Here is a 16,139-nt window from a genome sequence, read left to right on the forward strand (position 1 = left end):
TGCTCCAAAAGATGAGCCTTACCTTATGGGTTTTTGCAAAGGTCAGCAGAACCGCTAAGACGATTTTGAACAGACTGTTGTCAGTCAGGACTTTTCATGGCCCTTCTTCCCGTTGAACGCCGTGGTGCTCCACCCCCGGATGGTGAGTCCCCGGCTTCGCAGCGGGTCTACCTCGACAGCAATCTCAGACGTTGGTTTGCGCGAAACCTCGGGCTTTGGCGTTCACGGCGTCAATACGTTTTTAAGAATGAGGAAGTTCTTTTCTTGGACATGATGATCCGGGTAGAGATCTTTGCGGAATCACGGGTTGGCAAGCCTCACTACCGCATGAGCTGGTGGCCTGAACATGAAACAGATTTCTTCGATCGCAAGCCGCGTTATCAGCGTGAGGGGGTGATGGAGGCAACGCTGATGGGCCACCAGTTGCTGCGTAGTCGTGCTTTTCTCGAAGAGGTCGAGTCGCGAACGCAGATTCGTCAGGTTGATGAACATGAGGTGGTGTTTGAGTCGCATTACCTCGACTGGGATGTTCAGGAGTACACACGACTGATCGATCAGGATCGTTTTCGATCACGCGCCATCTACAGCTGGCAGAAAGGTGATCTGGAAATCGTGGAACATCACCATGAAACCCGTCTTGAAGATGCTTCGGCTCCGATTGACTCTGATTGAGTTGTTGTACTCGCGGCTTGTTGATCGCGTCGTTCGCAACCAGCCCTGTCTGCCCGCATGCAGCGTTTGCTGTTGCGGCAGGTCTTCTTTCGTTTTGAACGGCTTGTTTTTTGGGATCTCTTCAGGGCCTTGGCAAGGCTTTATGGCCTCTAAGAAGTTTGAGTGAGTAGTTTCAAGCCGTTCCGTTACTGGCCTGGGATTGATTTTGTCGCAACAAGTTCCTAGCCATTTTTCGCTGGTATGAGGCAGCATGGGACCGCTCCCATAAGTCTTTCAGTGCGTATCCCCCGTCCCAGTCTTCCGAAGGCGTTCAGAACTGCTCTGCTCTTCGCAGTGCTTCCTCTCAATACTTCCATTGCATTCGCTCAAGGGGCAGGTGGAGCGACAACCCCGGCCACAGCGATTGAGATCGAGCGAATGGTTTCAATCGCGTCGATCAATATGTGCATTTTGTCCAAAAGCAAGGTTCCATTCTTGACTGCGATGCAGGCGAACATGGTTCCGATGGTGAGCTACATCAAGGAAGTTAATGGTTCCAAGATTTCAGGTGTCAAGAACGGAAAGGCTTTAACTTCTGAGGAAGTTGCGAATGGTCTGGCGATGCAATTATTGCCAGTGGTTGGAGTTCGTTGTGGCAAAGACTTGCCTCAAGATTATAAAAAAGAAGTTACAAAAGCTGAAAAACTGTTAAAGTCTCAAGCGGGTAAATAATTATTTAGTCATCTGATCTGTTTCAACGCATATCGTTCAGGTCAGATGACTTGTTTGAGTTGTATCAGGAGTAAATACGTTTCAGCTATCTTGCTTTGCTTATTAAGATAGTTTCTATATCGTATTGCAAGGCACGATAGAATTTTGGTTTGAAGTTTCGCGCTTCTGACCCTGGAATGAACGCTGAGTTGCGTTGTTTAGCCTGTTCTGCAGTGAGAGCTTGCATCAGCAAGGGTTCGTCGCATTGAGATCTGTTGGCAGTCATTGATTCGGTGGCATTGATTTTGACTGCGCCATTCATTGTTGGAGCGCAGGCGTCCATGGATTGGTGAGGTTTTCCCTCTCGCCATTTGTTGACCGAGCGAGCCAAGATTAGGGGAGATTGAGCTGTTCATGGTTTCCACCTCATCCTCTGAGTCGACCATCAACTGGGCTGGGGTTGCTCCACCCAAGCGTTTGTCTGACTACCGGCCTTTCCCCTTTGCTATTCCCAGGGTTGAGCTGAATGTGGTGGTGCATCAGCCTGATTCAGTTTTAGTCACAGCCGATCTTCATCTCGAACCTTGCGATTTGAAGGCGTCGACTCCGTTGATTTTGTGCGGAGTCGATTTGGAGTTGATTTCAATTTCTCTTGATGGGCATCTTTTGGAGACAAGTTCATACCGCTTGAGTGGTGAGCTGCTGGAAATATTTGAACCCCCTACTAACGCTTTTACGTTAACGACAGTTTGTCGCTTAGATCCTCAGGCCAATACTTCACTAGAAGGCTTGTATGAAAGCGGTGGAATGCTCACAACTCAATGTGAGGCTGAAGGGTTTCGACGTATCACATTTCATCCAGACCGTCCGGATGTTCTGAGTCGCTACCGGGTTCGGATTGAGGCGGATCGGGAACGTTTTCCAGTGTTGCTGTCGAACGGAAATGAAATCAGTGCTTCTGCTCTGGAAGACGATGCATCACGTCATGAGGTTGTCTGGGAAGATCCCTTTCCGAAGCCCTCCTATCTGTTTGCTCTCGTGGCGGGTGACTTGCGCGAGATCAGGGACCACTATCGAACCGCTTCTGGGCGTGAAGTGACGTTGCGTTTGCACGTTGAGGCAGGCGATGAGCCCTTCACAGCCCATGCCATGGCGTCTTTGAAGCGTTCCATGGAATGGGATGAGTCCGTCTATGGACTCGAGTACGACCTTGATGAGTTCAATACCGTCGCCGTCCGCCACTTCAATATGGGCGCAATGGAGAATAAAAGTCTGAACATCTTCAACTCCAAATTGGTTCTCGCTGATGCTGAATCTGCAACAGATGGGGAATTAGAGCGGATTGAAAGTGTTGTTGGGCATGAGTATTTTCATAACTGGTCTGGTAATCGAATCACCTGCCGCGATTGGTTTCAGTTGTCGCTGAAAGAAGGTCTCACAGTGTTTCGCGACCAGTGCTTTACCGCTGATCTTCATTCCGAACCTTTAAAGCGAATTGAAGATGCAGAGATGCTTCGCAATACGCAGTTCCGTGAGGATGCAGGACCCACAGCCCATCCAGTGAAGCCGGACTCTTATCAGGCCATTGATAATTTCTACACAACCACCATTTATGAAAAAGGGGCGGAACTGATTCGTATGTTGCGGACCTTATTGGGGTCGGAACGTTTCATGCGCGGTATGAGCTTGTTTTTCAAGCGACACGACGGAGAAGCTGCCACAACCGAGGATTTTGTTGCCGCGATTGTGGATGGTGCCGGAGCCGATGGTCAGCCCCTCGGATTTGATGTCGATCAATTCCGGCTCTGGTACCACCAGGCTGGAACACCGCATATCAATGTTCAATCCCTCTGGGATGGCGATGCCGGACGCCTGAGCTTGACGTTGAAGCAGTCCACCGCGCCCACTCCAGGGCAGGAACGGAAGCAAGCATTGGTGATTCCTGTTCTTTGGTCTGTTTTGCAACCCGGTGGATCTGCCGGAGAGGAAAGGCTGTTGGTGCTCGATCAGGAGGAAAAGACCGTCGTCCTGGATGGGTTGCCCCCTGTTGCACAACCTCCGGTCGTTTCCTTGTTCCGACGTTTTTCAGCTCCGGTGACCTGGGATGCAGGCCAGACCGTCGACGATCTGTTTGCCCTGTTTGCTGGTGATAACGATGCCTTTGCCCGCTGGGATGCCGGCCAGCAGCTCTGGAAGCGGCTGATCCTTGCTCGTGCTGCGGGATCACTTGAGTCAGAGCTGGAGTCAAGGATGTTGGATGCCCTTCGCCAGTTGCTTGCAGGCAGTGGAGAACAGGACCCAGCAGTGTTGGCAACTCTCTTGTTTTTCCCTGGTGCAGCAGAACTTGAGTCGCTGCAGAGGGAAGCCGACCCACCTGCGCTGGAGCGGGCGGTGTGTGAACTGAGAGAGCAGCTCGGATCTCAACTGGCATCTTTGTTGAGATCCAGGCTTGATGGCGTTGCATCCAGCTTGGACAAGGCCTGGCCAGCTGGACAGGGTGAGCGTCAGCTCACAGGTTTGATCTGGAGCTGGCTCGCTGCAGCCGGTGATTCAAGGGCGCGCTCCGATGCCGCTCATGCGGTGCAAGGCCCCTCAATGTCGTTGGCACGTCAGGGACTGCGGGCGCTGCAGCCGATTGAGTGTGTCGAGCGCGATCAGGCTCTGCAGTCGTTTCACGATCGCTGGCAAGACCGTCCGGTAATTTTCGACACCTGGTTCTCTCTGGAAGCTTCAACACCGCGCGCCGATGCCCTCGAGAGGGTTACCGCGTTGTTGGAACATCCCCGTTATGACCCGATGGCGCCGAATTCAGTGCGTGCTGTTTTAGGTGGGCTCGTGGGCAATCCACGTGTCTTTCATGCTCTTGATGGCAGCGGTTATCAGTTCATGGCTGAGCAGATCATCGCTGTGGATCAGCGCAATGCCATCACAGCGTCGCGGCTCGCCAAAGTCTTCAGTCGTTGGCGCACCTATGGCAGCGAGCGTCAGGCTGCCGTGAAGCGGGCATTGTCAACACTGGCTTCTGCAGATCTATCGACCAACACCCGTGAAGTGGTGACGCTGATGGAAGCATGAGCCAGGAACCACTTGCTTGGAGGCAGATTGTGGATTTTGGGCAAGGTCAATTCAATTCAAGCTTGTGTTGATCTGCAGCACTCTTGACCCTTGTAAATCCCGCTACAGCGGTCTGTTTTGAATCTGTAGCGGGCTCCCTTGATTGCACAGTTCAGAAGAAAGCCAAGGTTGTGGGTTGTTGGTTGTGGGTTTTGGGTATCTCATGACCGAAGCGTTACGCCCTGTGAAACTCGATTGACCCGAGAATCCCGCTCTCTAAGTTGCAGTCACTCGCGAAGGAGGAATGAGCAGCGAAGTTCTGGAGAATCTCCTCAAGAAAGACATCTATGAAGACACCTGGGAATGGTGGAAAGCGCATCTCTATTTTTTAAGGGAAGACAAAGACTTTCATGAGGCGGAAGCTGTCTTCAAGGAGTTCAGTATGTATAGAAGCAGGTCTTGCGGAATTGATTCTTAGCTCAAAATAGACCGGAATCATTGTTTAGATTATTGTCTGACCATCTTGTTTCTCGTGCTAATCAGCTAAGCAGAGATTTGATGTTGCTCTCAAATGTGAGGATGCTATGTGTTTGGCCTTCTTTTCCTGGTAGCAGTGCGATTGCACTGACCGCCTTTGGGAAAGCAGCTTGACTTCTAGACACAAATGAGCAGAGATCATCGGCAGACCAAAGGCCTTTAATTCCGGTTCGACGTTCCTCAATCAGCTGTTCGTAGGCTTCATTAAAACGTTTGGCGCGCTCCTCATCGCCATTGAGCATTGCGGCGAAGGCCACTTCAGGACTTTTCTCTGAGGCGATCCGAAGCCATTCTTTGACTTCGGGGCTATCGATTGCGGCGGATGTCGGTACCAGGTTGCCAATGCTTCCAACGCCGACTACTACCGCTTTGATCTCATCCGAACGACCATCGAGAACAACGCAAGGACAGGAAAAATCCCATGCTTCAAGAGCGCTGAGTTTGTTGGCTGCTTCTACGAAAGTTTCTCGGCACTCAGACACCAATACGTCTAGACGGGCTCGATTCGATGACATGCGCGTTTTTGGTTAGATCCCAGTTGGACAAGGTTGTTCAATTCTCTCCAAAAATCATTCAGTGTTGTGGATATACCTGTTTCAAGACAGCCAGCTGGAATCGACCGAAAACGTGAGAACGCTGTGATCCTCTGTCTCGCTCCCTTCCGTGATGGCGATGCAGGCAATCTCTCCTTGTTCGAAACACTGCTTGGACTTGAGTGCAAATTTGGCTGCCTCGGAATAGGACCAAACAGCGAGTCCATGCCGATGACGTTCATCGGCATACCGATCCCAGAGCATGGAGAATTGCTCTGCTTCCGGTCCATTCGTGAATTCATCAAAAGCCTCTTCGTCGCCAACTTCCTTGGTACGCCTTAAAAATGAGCGTAGAAGTGGATTGTCGATCACATTGCTTGTCGTGATGGTTCCTGTCAGACCTCGCACTGAAGTCTTCAGAACTCGCTTGGGGTGTTCTCGGGCATCAATGACAACGACAGGGCACTGCAGATCCCAAGCCGCTCTGTTCCTCAGTTCCCTCGCAGCATCAGACATCTCCTCGCGAAGCTCGCTGATGAGTTTGCGAACAATGAGGGTCGGATCCTTCATTGTTTGAATTTAGAGCGTTCACCGGCCAGAAAGACAGTTCGGGCTTGTCTTCAACTGATCACACCTCTTCAGCTCAGCGGTCCAGTTTCGTAGAAGAGGATATTCAGACCAGCTCAATGATCAAAATTCGCGATTAATATAATTAATTGAATGGAACTTCTGGTGGGTTAGTGCATGGCTCCAAGCTTTTTAAATTCTTGCTTTCGGAATTGTGCCCCTTCAGGCCCTGCATGTTGTCCCCATAAGCCTTCCCAGTAAAAGTAAATCACTCCATAGCCCTGCTCATTGCTGAGCCGCTTCTTTTCTGCAAGGACAGGGATTGGTGTGGTTCTTTTTCCGAAACCAGCTAGAACTCCAATCTGTACAGGTAATCCCCACTGACGCGCTTTGCGCAATGCGGGTTGATTGAGATCTTTGGCAAACCCCTTGAGTGAATAGGCATAGTTCTGTACGACAAGATCATCAATGAGTTCTCCGACCGCCCAAAGTTCCCAGTCCTGCAGCCAGTGGTTGTAAGCAAATCGAAAAGGTCCGGGCGAAAGGCTGATGCGTTTCGGCAGTGATTCCTTCTCTAAACGTTCTCTCAGTTCTCTTAATAGGCCTGTCAGCTGACGACGTCTCCAGGTCATCCAGTAGCGATTGGTGTGATCCTTTGGAGGTGGTGCACCGGTCTGCGTTTCATACAACGCGGAGGTGTAAGGGTCATATCCCAGTTTTACCGGCCACGCGAAGTGGTCATCCAACTGCAGTCCATCCATTCGGCAGCGTTTCATCACCTCCACCACCAGGCCGATGAAACGTTTGCGCACTCCGGGATGAGCTGGGTTAAGCCAAACCATTTTTTTGCCATGCATGGTCATGACGGTGTTGCCGTCTGCACGAGCTAGAACCCACTCAGGCTGCTGACGCACGATCGCCGAATCGGCGGGTTCCATCAGTCCATATTCAAACCATGGGATCACTTTCATCCCGCGTTGACGAGCCTGTTGAGTCAGCGTGCAGATAGGATCGAGCTGAAGCCCGGCTTTTTTCAACGCCGGTTCAACCGGTGCGAAACGACTGCGATGAAAGGTTGTGCCGCGACTCCACACATTGGGATAGATGGCATTGAAGCCTGCAGCTTTCAGCTCATCCATCGCCCGGATCAGACGTTGACGGTCGTAGTACAGACGGCTTGGACTGTTGGTCAGCCACACCCCCAGTGTGCGTTTGGGCTGAACGGAGGGCAGCTGCGCTGATGCCGGAGCTGCAATGCAGAGGCTCAGTAATCCAGCCAACACGCCTGAGCGATTCCGGAGGAGTTGCTCTTGTGCTCTGGTCACGGGTTCAGCGGAACATCGAGCTGACGGAGCTCTCCTCATGAATCCGCCAGATTGCCTCGCCCAGCATGTTGGCCACAGAGAGTACCTGGAGCTGCGGGAACACGCGGTCTGAAGGGATTGGAATCGAGTTGGTTACCACCACCTGTTCAAACAGACCGTCTGCCGAGAGGCGCTCTGCCGCAGGTGGGGAGAACACGGCATGGGTGGCGCAGGCGATCACCCGACTCGCCCCCTTCTCACGCAGCAGGCGTGCACCGGCGCAAATTGTGCCGCCGGTGTCGATCATGTCGTCGATGAGGATGGCGGTTTTGTTCTGCACATCGCCAATCACGGTGAGGCTTTCGGCCATGTTGTGACCTGTGCGCCGTTTGTCGATGATGGCCAAAGGCGCATCATTCATCTGCTTGGCAAAGGCTCTGGCGCGAGCGACACCTCCCACGTCGGGAGAGACCACCACCACCTCTCCCAGGTCTTGATCCGATAAGTAGTCCACAAGGACCGGAGAGCCGTAGATGTGATCGCAGGGAATGTCGAAGTAGCCCTGGATCTGGGCGGAATGGAGATCCATCGCCAGCACTCGATCAACACCGGAGGTCACCAGCAGATTGGCGGTCAGCTTCGCGGTGATCGATTCGCGGCCTGCTGTTTTGCGGTCCGCCCTGGCATAGCCGTAATAGGGCACAACAGCGGTGACCTGTCTGGCGGAGGCGCGTCGACAGGCATCCACCATGATCAGTAGCTCCATCAGGTGATCGTTCACAGGAGCGCAGGTGGGCTGGATCAGGAAAACGTCGCAGCCGCGGATGGATTCCTGAATCTGCACATAGAGCTCGCCGTCGGCGAAGCGTTTACAGACTCTTGGACCATCTGGTACTCCCAGGTAGGCGGCGATTTCACGCGACAGGGCTGGGTTGGAGGTGCCGGTGAAAAGTCGCAGACGCCTGGTGTCGTGCTGAATCTTTTCCTGTTCGGCGCGGGCTGCAGTCAGGAATCCGGTCACGATGCCCGCGAACGAGAAACTGGTTGTCCGATCGTAGTGGTGCATGGTCCCGTTCACCCTGTCGTTTCGTGAACTGGTCCTCTTAACGTTCCAGGATGTCTCAGAACCTTTTGGTTGTTATCGGCGCTGGTGCTTTGCCAGAACTGCAGATGGCCGCAGCCTCTCGCTCCCTTGCATCCGAGTTCCGAGCTGTTTATCTGGAGGAAGGTTGCGAACGTTCTCCAAATCCACTGCTGAGCAAAATCAGTGCAGAGATCAGTGATTCCGACGCATTGACCTTGTTGAGATTGAGCGGTGATGTCGGCGTGGACGAAAGCGGTGAGGGCAGTTGGATAGAAGCTCTTGCTGCCTGGCGAGTTCCGGTTTTGATGTTGGCGCAGCCTCGAACTGATGGTCGTTTTGGTGGAATCGTTCCAGCATCTGTGGCTTTCGCCCGAGCGCTCAATCTCTCCCTTCTGGGACTCGTGCAACTCGGCGGTGAGTGGGATGCCCCTGCACGACGCACCGATGGTCTCCCATGGTGTGGATGCCTGCAGGGTCCTGATGATGACCCGAGAGGGTTGATCAGTTGTCTGCAGCATCGCCAGGGGGTGCTGGCCAGAGGGGAAGCTGCTGGTTCGGTTTGAGTTCCCGCATCACCTGCTGTCCTGTTCGAGGAGCCAGTTCCAGCTGAGTGATCACCGGTGGCTGATCGCTGCTGAGCGCCGCTGCTGCCAGGCTCATCATCTCCGTCGGTGTGAGATCTGTTTCCATCTGGGCGCTGACTTCGCCAATCACTGAGGGCAGAAGAACGATCGCATTGGGTTGATTCAGCTGCTCGTGAATCCCTTTGAGGAGGCTTTGCTGTCGACTCCGCCGAGCTTGATCATTTTTGGACTCAGGTCTGTAGCGGGCAAGCTGTTCAGCCTGACGGCCGTTCAATGTTTGCCGTCCTGCCTGAAGGTTCACGCTGTAGTTCTGGGCAGAGTCTTTGTGCTCATAAGACTGATTCAGCGTGACCTCCACTTCACCCAATCCGTCCACAAGACTGCGAAGGGCTTGACGTGGCATGACCACGAATCGTTCCGGTTCCCCTTCTTTCAAGCCCACCACTTCAGCGATGACATTAGCTGTCAGGGCCACACCGCCAAGCGGATAAGCATCAGCTAGCGACTGCAGTGTCTTGCGCCCAGGCAAATTCACTGCGAGTTCCGTCGGGAGTTGCAGGACTCGTACGGGTTGTCCGGCGCTGATCTGGACGAGCATCAGACTATCGGCATTGGCCGGGCCTGTGGGAGCTGCTTGGTTGGTTGAATCATTGATGCCATCAGCATCGATGCCCACCATCAGCACCATGACAGCGCGTTTGGGAAGCGGCCCCAGACTGGCCGGATCATCGGCTGACGCTGGTTCCGCAGCCATCGGGTCGGGTTTCGGCCAGATCACTCCAAGCCCCCCAACGATCAGGCTGGCTCCAGCCACAGCAGCGGCAATTCTCAGGATCGTTCTGAAGGGATGGCTCCCGAACCATCGCTTCAATCGGCTCGGTGAAGGATCAACCGTTGGTCTCTCGTCCTTCATTGCGCCGAATCCTCCAGAACTGAGTCGCAGTCTGGCCTGGTTTTAGGCGAATAATGGATGGTGTCGACCCCATGCCCATGCTTCTGAACGACGACTTTCGAAACCGTTCGCCGGACCAGGTGCGTGTTGTGGTCTTTGGCGCAACGGGATATATCGGTCGTTTCGTGGTGAAAGAGCTAGTAGCTCGCGGTTACAACGTCGTGGCTTTCGCCCGTGAGAGGAGTGGTGTCGGTGGCCGGCAGAACCAGGAGAGCGTGAGGGCAGATTTTCCTGGTGCGGAGGTTCGTTTCGGTGATGTCACCAATGCAGAGTCACTCACGCGTCATGCTTTTGACCAGTCAGTGGATGTGGTGATCAGTTGCCTCGCGTCACGCACTGGTGGACGCAAGGATTCATGGGCCGTTGATTACGAGGCCACCCTCAATACTTATCAGCAGGGAAAGAAGGCAGGTCTCTCGCATTTTGTTCTTTTGTCAGCGATCTGTGTACAAAAACCTCTGTTGGAATTTCAGAAAGCAAAGCTTGCGCTTGAGGCTGAGCTACGCGAAGGCAGCAATGTGACCTATTCGATTGTTCGCCCGACGGCGTTCTTCAAAAGCCTGGGAGCGCAGGTTGAAAGTTGTCGTAAGGGCGCCCCATACGTGATGTTCGGAGATGGTGAATTGGCAAGTTGCAAGCCAATCAGTGAGTCTGATTTGGCGTCTTATCTCAGTGATTGTGTGGTTGATCAAGACAAGATCAATCAAATTTTGCCGATTGGAGGACCTGGAGAGGCATTAAGCGCTCGACAGCAGGGCGAGATGCTCTTCAAGGCTTTAGGCAAAAAACCTTGGATGCTTTCCCTACCGATTGCATTGATGGATCTTCCTGTTGGTTGTCTTGAATTTCTATCCGGGACGTTCCCCTCGCTTGAGGACGCCGCTGAATTCGGCAAGATCGGCCGCTACTACGCTGGAGAGTCAATGCTTGTCTGGGACGAACAGCGTCAGCACTACGACAGTGCAGCGACGCCCTCCTATGGCAACGACACGTTGGAGCAGTTTTTTGAACGCGTTGTGCGTGAAGGGATGGACGGTCAGGACCTCGGTGATGCCGCTCTGTTCTGAGGCCATTTCTTTGGCTTCCCCAGCGAGTTGCGCGTGATACCTGCCTCGATCCCGCGTCGTCGCGTTGGAGTGCTGTTGCATCCGACTGCTCTGCCAGGTTCACCTGTCTGCGGTGGGTTGGGAGCTCCTGCCCGCTGTTGGCTCAAGGCTCTTGCGCAGCACGGAATCGGCGTGTGGCAGATCTTGCCACTCTCACCACCGGATGGAACTGGGTCTCCATACAGCTCGCCATCCAGTTTTGCCATCAATCCCTGGCTGCTGGATGCCAAGGATCTGAGCGACCAGGGGTTCCTTCAGGCGGGTGATCTAGAGGCTCTTCCCGGTGTGGAGGCAGCCCACCTCTCTCTGGACTTTCCACTCGCAGACAGGCGTGCTGCGGTTTTGGCCAGGCAATTGCGCCAGCATTGGGACCAGCTGCCGCACTCCCATCATGCGGCCTTTGATCGATGGCGGCGGGATCAATCCCGCTGGCTGCATGATCACGCTGCATTCATGGTGCTGCGTGAACAGAACGAGGGGCGTCCCTGGTGGGAGTGGCCTCAGCAGCTAGCAGTTCACAACCAGACAGCGTTGGGGGAGTGGTGCCAGACGCACCGGGATCGTCTTCTGGAGCAGGAGTTGCTTCAGTGGCATCTGAGCCGGCAATGGACACAGCTGCGCGAGCTTGCCCGCGACCTTGACGTGGAAATTCTCGGGGATCTCCCCTTCTATGTGGCTCGAGACAGCGCTGATGTCTGGAGCCATCGCTCATTATTTTCCATTGCTGCAGATGGAAGGCTGCGAGAACAAAGTGGTGTTCCACCTGATTATTTCTCCGCGACTGGACAGCTCTGGGGCACTCCCGTTTACAGCTGGTCAAGGCACCGCAGGACTGGTTTTCGCTGGTGGAGAGAACGTTTGCGGCGTCAGTGGCAGCTTGCTGACCGACTGAGGCTTGATCATTTTCGTGCTCTGGCCTCCTACTGGTCTGTCCCCGGTGGTGAGACCACGGCTATGAACGGCGCCTGGCGACGTTCTCCCGGCCGGGAGTTGCTCAGCTGTCTGCGTCGGGATGCTGGCGGTCGCTTACCTTTGGTGGCCGAAGACCTCGGGGTGATCACTCCAGATGTGGAGCAGCTGCGTGATCGTTTTCATTTGCCAGGAATGAAGGTGCTGCAGTTCGCTTTTGATGGCAATCCCGGTAATCCATACTTGCCGTCAAACATCCATGGCACAGGATGGGTGGTCTATCCAGGAACCCACGACAATCCAACAAGTCTGGGCTGGTGGCAACGGCTTGATGGCGACTCCCGTGCTCGTTTTGCCAGTTGTCTGGATTGTCCTGTTGAAGCACCTGGCTGGCAACTGTTGGAGCTGGGCCTGGCGTCAACTGCTCAGTTGGTGGTCGCACCACTGCAGGACCTGCTTCACCTGGATGATGCCGCTCGCTTCAATACGCCTGGGACGGTCGGAGGTAACTGGGACTGGCGTCTACCAGTGTTTGACGACTCGGTTGCAGGAGCACTTCAGGGCTATGGGTTGCGCGCTGAAGTCTGGTCAAGGCGATAGATCCCGGGTTGATTGTTCAGCGCTTTCTGGGTGAGCCCATCCCATCGAACATCACCTGCTTCTGGTGCTGGTTGAACGCTCAGCTGAAGCGGTGGAAGCAACTGAAGCGTGAGCGTGCCGGTTGCCCCTTTGAGGGAACTGCGATCACCCCCTTCACTGCTGAGCGTCAGTGTGCTTGGTTGCTTCAGGGTGACTTCAAGCACCCCATGCATGGGTTGGTTCTCTAAGAGCTTTGCAGCGGAGTCAGCCATCTTTTGAGTTTTGAGCTCAGCGAGCGGCCGCAGACCTTGCAACAGTGGATCGGAATCCTGCTGAAGATTCAGTGGAACAGGAGTGAACGACTTGGTGTTGTCGATCGCTAATTGCCGTTGCTGTTGGTTCAACGCGAGTAGGGACACGCTGATGACAACGATGTAGACCAGGCTCCCCTGCCAGGTGGTGAAAATGTCAATGCTTCCGAGCGTGAAGCGTGTGCGCCGCTGATTCTGGGGCAGCCGCTGTTGGAAGCAGTCTTCAGGTAGTGCTCCGCTCAGGCTATTGGGGTCGAGCTGGAGGTACTGCTCAAGTCGGTGCAGCATCGCTACCAGATAAGCCGGTTCCGGTAGGCGGTCCGACCAGCCCCGTTCCAGTGCTTCGAGCACCGGTGTGGTGATGCGCACTTCCCGAGATAGATCTCTCAAGCTCAGCCCACGTTGTTCACGGTGCTGTCTCAGACGTTGTCCAGCCTCGATCAGGGGGGCAACCTTGACCGACTGATCCATTGCATTGGCTTCACGCTGGCGCTGACGCCTCCAGCGCCATGGGAAGGAACGTTGAAACAGAGTCATCGACGGTTTACGCCTCACCTGCCTGAGAGCTGATCAGGCTTTGCCATTCTTGCCTAGACAGCTTGCGCCAGCACCCTTCTTCCGTGGATCCAAGAGCCAGTCCACCAATTGCAACCCGCTGAAGGTCCAGCACGGAATGACCGAGCAGCGTGACAATCCTGCGGATTTGCCGGTTGCGTCCTTCGCGCAGGATTACCTCCAACACGCTTTGTCCACGCTTGCTTTGGAGCAGTTTCACGCTGGCAGGCAGGGTTCGAGAGCCATCCAATTGCATGCCTTGTCGCCATCGTTCCAGCCTTGATTGATCCGGTGTTCCAGTCACCGTCACCCTGTAGCTCTTGCTGTGGGCATAGCGGGGGTGTGTGAGCTTCAACGTGAGGTCTCCCTGGTTGCTGAGCAATAAAGCTCCACGACTCTCGGCATCTAGACGTCCAACCGGATGCAGTCCTTGCCTGAGCTCGGCGGGAATTAAGTCCAGTACGGTCTTGCGACCCTGAGGGTCATGGCAGCTGCTGATCACACCTGGCGGCTTGTTGAGCAGTAGAACCCGCTCTTCAGTCACCTTGGCCAACGGCGTTCCATCTACGAAGATCAGATCCGTTTCGGGATCAGCCTGATCTCCGAGTCCGGCCATCGTTCCGTTGACTTCAACTCGACCCTGGCGCAGCAGTTCCTCTGCTTGGCGTCGCGAGCAGTGCCCTGCGGCGGACATCAGTTTCTGAAGTCGCTGTCGCATTCAGCTTGGGTCTTTCCTAACGGTCACTGCGCGGTAGCAACAGCTCAATTGATGTGCCTCCGTCAGGGTGATTCCTGGCTTGAACCCGGCCTCCATGATTTACGGCGATTTGCTGGACGATGGCCAGTCCAAGGCCACTGCCACTTTGGTTGGAACGGGCACGGGATGGGTCGCCGCGGTAAAAGCGCTGGAACATGTTGCTGAGATCACTTTCACTCAGCCCCGGGCCATGGTCCCGGACGCAGACCAACCACCAGCCACCACTGGGGAGGATCTTGACGTCAACGTCGCTTCCCGGAGGGGAGAAGCGCAAGGCGTTGTCGAGCAAATTGAGGACAGCTCGATGCAATCGGCGTTGATCTCCAAGAAGTGGCCCTGGCTCTTGGGTCTTGAGGGATAGCGTCACTCCTCGCTGATCTGCAAGCGGACGAATGCTGGTCCAGGCGGCCTCCACTAGCGCTTCAAGATTGACCGGCGAGTAGCTGCCCTGCTCATGCGGAAGGATGTTCTCCAGCCGGGAGAGCTCTAGCAAATCCTCCACCATGAATTGCAAACGTCTCAGTTCTTTCTGCAGACGCTCCACAAGAATGCCGTCAGTAGCTGATACCGCGGTTTCCAGTCGATCGCTCACGAGCATTAGGGCCGTGAGTGGGGTTTTCAATTCATGGGCGACATCGCTCACCCAGCGTTCTTGTTGCTGCTGCTGTGCTTCTAGAGATTGTCTGTTCTGGAGGAGTACCAGTAACCACTCGTCCGAGCCAGGCAGAACGATGGCTTCGAGAGGCACACCCTTCTGTTCCCATTCACAGCGTTGAGGTCTTTGTTGATAACGGACGCTGACGATCGCCTCTTCGAGCTGAGGCACCCTGAGAACGTCATCGAGCGCCTGTCCACGCACAAGCAGATTGCTTGAGAACTGCAGCAGCCGTTCCGCTCTTGAGTTGATGAACCCAATCGTCAGATCTGGTGTGAGAACAAGCCATCCCTGGGTGGCGGCATCGATCCAAGCCAGTAGTTGCGCAGTACTCAGCGAGTGACCGGACAACACCGGGGAGATCTGTGCTGAATGCCGTCGCGTACCGACCCGCAGATTGAAACGGTTGTGTAGGGCCCAACCGCTCACAACACCGATGGTGATGCCAAGGATGAGAGAAGCTTCTGAACTCACATCAATCAGCCGAAGCGGTATCCGAATCCACGCACCGTTCGGATGTGGTCTGGAGAGGATGGAATGGCCTCGATCTTCTCCCGCAGCCAGCGGATGTGGACGTCGACGGTTTTGGTGTCTCCGACGAAGTCGATGCCCCAGATCTGTTCCAGGAGCTGATCACGGCTCCAGACACGCCTCGGGTTCCGCATCAGCAGTTCCAGGATCTTGTATTCCTTGGGGGCAAGGCTGAGATCCTTGTCATCCCGTGTCACACGGCATTCCTGGGAGTAAAGACAGAGGTTGGCATGTTCAATGACGTCGTCTCTATCTGTGGGTTTCGGGTTAATTCGTTGGGAGCGTCGCAGCAGGGCGCGGCATCGGGCCACCAGCTCTCTGAGCCCAAATGGTTTGACCAGATAGTCATCGGCACCCACCTCGAGGCCGAGGACTCGATCGGTTTCGCTGTCCCTGGCGCTGATCACAAGGATCGGGGTGGTGTTGTTGAGTTTCCTGAGCTCACGGCAGAGGTCTAATCCACCCAGCCCTGGAAGCATCAGATCCAAGACCAGCGCATCAATGCTGTCTGCCTGCGGTCCGGTGAGCATGGTTAGGGCCTCGCTCCCATCTCCGCAAGCGCTCACTTCAAAACCTTCGGCACTGAGTGCCTCCTTCACGGTTTCTCTGATTGTCGTGTCGTCTTCAACCACCAGAAGGTGAGCAGCACTGATGGTGTTTTGGGTGGTGGCGCTGCTGATAATCGCGGAGGTCACCGGGGATTCCAAATTGGCCTCATTCTGACCATTGAGCTTTTCAGGCCGGTAGTGAGGGCCTCCT

At 54.7% G+C, this 16,139-nt stretch carries 16 protein-coding genes; 6 read left to right on the forward strand and 10 right to left on the reverse strand.

Going from position 1 to position 16,139, the window contains the following annotated elements; translation table 11 throughout:
• Positions 1-96 precede the first annotated feature (96 nt).
• Positions 97-672 (forward strand): hypothetical protein, encoded by a 576-nt coding sequence (locus tag SynBIOSU31_RS04895; RefSeq protein WP_186492342.1) that lies wholly within the window; start codon positions 97-99, stop codon positions 670-672.
• Between the two features lie 333 nt (positions 673-1,005).
• Complete coding sequence (locus SynBIOSU31_RS04900; RefSeq protein ID WP_186492343.1) at positions 1,006-1,383, forward strand: hypothetical protein; 378 nt, start codon at positions 1,006-1,008, stop codon at positions 1,381-1,383.
• Positions 1,384-1,468: 85 nt separating this feature from the next.
• Here SynBIOSU31_RS04900 and SynBIOSU31_RS04905 read toward each other — a convergent pair whose 3' ends face one another.
• Positions 1,469-1,753 carry a hypothetical protein gene (locus SynBIOSU31_RS04905; protein WP_186492344.1) on the reverse strand — a complete coding sequence of 95 codons (285 nt, stop codon included), beginning with the start codon at positions 1,751-1,753 and terminating at the stop codon, positions 1,469-1,471.
• A gap of 23 nt (positions 1,754-1,776) precedes the next feature.
• Between SynBIOSU31_RS04905 and pepN the strand changes: the two genes are divergently transcribed.
• Entirely contained in the window at positions 1,777-4,437 is a 2,661-nt protein-coding gene (gene pepN, locus SynBIOSU31_RS04910) for an aminopeptidase N (RefSeq protein WP_186492345.1), read from the forward strand.
• A 518-nt stretch (positions 4,438-4,955) separates the two neighbouring features.
• Here the strand turns inward: pepN and SynBIOSU31_RS04915 are convergent.
• From SynBIOSU31_RS04915 to SynBIOSU31_RS04930, 4 genes are all read right to left on the reverse strand, one after another.
• Positions 4,956-5,468, reverse strand: coding sequence for a hypothetical protein (locus SynBIOSU31_RS04915; protein ID WP_186492346.1), 513 nt, complete (start codon positions 5,466-5,468; stop codon positions 4,956-4,958).
• An 81-nt stretch (positions 5,469-5,549) separates the two neighbouring features.
• On the reverse strand, positions 5,550-6,056 hold the full coding sequence (locus tag SynBIOSU31_RS04920; protein ID WP_186492347.1) for a hypothetical protein: 507 nt from the start codon (positions 6,054-6,056) through the stop codon (positions 5,550-5,552).
• A 167-nt stretch (positions 6,057-6,223) separates the two neighbouring features.
• On the reverse strand, positions 6,224-7,378 hold the full coding sequence (locus tag SynBIOSU31_RS04925; RefSeq protein ID WP_370593682.1) for a glycoside hydrolase family 10 protein: 1,155 nt from the start codon (positions 7,376-7,378) through the stop codon (positions 6,224-6,226).
• A gap of 4 nt (positions 7,379-7,382) precedes the next feature.
• On the reverse strand, positions 7,383-8,378 hold the full coding sequence (locus SynBIOSU31_RS04930) for a ribose-phosphate pyrophosphokinase (RefSeq protein ID WP_186492349.1): 996 nt from the start codon (positions 8,376-8,378) through the stop codon (positions 7,383-7,385).
• A 95-nt stretch (positions 8,379-8,473) separates the two neighbouring features.
• Here SynBIOSU31_RS04930 and SynBIOSU31_RS04935 point away from each other — a divergent pair, with 95 nt between their 5' ends.
• Positions 8,474-9,004 (forward strand): hypothetical protein, encoded by a 531-nt coding sequence (locus tag SynBIOSU31_RS04935; protein ID WP_186492350.1) that lies wholly within the window; start codon positions 8,474-8,476, stop codon positions 9,002-9,004.
• Here SynBIOSU31_RS04935 and SynBIOSU31_RS04940 read toward each other — a convergent pair.
• Complete coding sequence (locus SynBIOSU31_RS04940; RefSeq protein WP_186492351.1) at positions 8,943-9,938, reverse strand: LCP family protein; 996 nt, start codon at positions 9,936-9,938, stop codon at positions 8,943-8,945. The two genes, SynBIOSU31_RS04935 and SynBIOSU31_RS04940, sit on opposite strands and share 62 nt — an antisense overlap.
• Before the next feature lie 71 nt (positions 9,939-10,009).
• Here SynBIOSU31_RS04940 and SynBIOSU31_RS04945 point away from each other — a divergent pair, with 71 nt between their 5' ends.
• Both SynBIOSU31_RS04945 and malQ read left to right on the forward strand, forming a co-directional pair.
• Complete coding sequence (locus SynBIOSU31_RS04945) at positions 10,010-11,044, forward strand: NAD(P)-dependent oxidoreductase (protein ID WP_370593683.1); 1,035 nt, start codon at positions 10,010-10,012, stop codon at positions 11,042-11,044.
• 33 nt (positions 11,045-11,077) lie between these two features.
• Positions 11,078-12,592, forward strand: coding sequence for a 4-alpha-glucanotransferase (gene malQ / locus SynBIOSU31_RS04950; protein ID WP_186492861.1), 1,515 nt, complete (start codon positions 11,078-11,080; stop codon positions 12,590-12,592).
• Here malQ and SynBIOSU31_RS04955 read toward each other — a convergent pair.
• The 4 genes from SynBIOSU31_RS04955 to SynBIOSU31_RS04970 all read right to left on the reverse strand — a co-directional run bounded on the left by SynBIOSU31_RS04955 (position 12,556) and on the right by SynBIOSU31_RS04970 (position 16,075).
• Positions 12,556-13,419: a helix-turn-helix domain-containing protein gene (locus tag SynBIOSU31_RS04955; protein WP_186492352.1), complete on the reverse strand. Its 864-nt coding sequence runs from the start codon at positions 13,417-13,419 to the stop codon at positions 12,556-12,558. The genes malQ and SynBIOSU31_RS04955 overlap by 37 nt on opposite strands.
• 7 nt (positions 13,420-13,426) lie before the next feature.
• Positions 13,427-14,155, reverse strand: coding sequence for a pseudouridine synthase (locus SynBIOSU31_RS04960; RefSeq protein WP_186492353.1), 729 nt, complete (start codon positions 14,153-14,155; stop codon positions 13,427-13,429).
• Between the two features lie 16 nt (positions 14,156-14,171).
• A complete protein-coding gene (locus tag SynBIOSU31_RS04965; RefSeq protein WP_255477429.1) occupies positions 14,172-15,245 on the reverse strand; it encodes a sensor histidine kinase in 1,074 nt (357 codons plus the stop codon).
• 83 nt (positions 15,246-15,328) lie between these two features.
• Positions 15,329-16,075, reverse strand: a complete 747-nt coding sequence (locus SynBIOSU31_RS04970) for a response regulator transcription factor (RefSeq protein WP_255477369.1) — start codon at positions 16,073-16,075, stop codon at positions 15,329-15,331.
• Positions 16,076-16,139: the final 64 nt, after the last annotated feature.

It is taken from the genome of Synechococcus sp. BIOS-U3-1 (assembly GCF_014279975.1).
Classification (GTDB): domain Bacteria; phylum Cyanobacteriota; class Cyanobacteriia; order PCC-6307; family Cyanobiaceae; genus Synechococcus_C.